General features: G+C 77.6%; 1 pseudogene. It reads left to right on the forward strand.

Annotation, left to right across the window (positions count from 1 at the left end):
• Window positions 1–195, forward strand: a pseudogene (gene rpsA / locus IH13_RS0106560) (30S ribosomal protein S1); the annotation flags it as partial.
• Window positions 196–205 lie beyond the last annotated feature (10 nt).

A 205-nucleotide genomic window follows, 5' to 3' on the forward strand; every position in this document is an offset into this window, starting at 1 on the left:
ATCAAGTCCCGCGAGGCCGACGAGGCCGCCGCTGCCGAGGGCGCTGCCGCCCCGGCCGGTGGCAACGCCCCGGCTGCCTCCGGCGGCAGCGGTGGCGGCTCCTACTCCTCGGAGTCGGCGGACAACTCCGGCGCCCTGGCGTCGGACGAGGCCCTCGCCGCGCTGCGCGAGAAGCTGGCCGGCGGCCAGAGCTGACGCTCCGGTT

Origin of the sequence: Streptomyces sp. NRRL WC-3549 (assembly GCF_000721935.1) — a bacterium.
Taxonomy (GTDB): Bacteria; Actinomycetota; Actinomycetes; order Streptomycetales; family Streptomycetaceae; genus Streptomyces.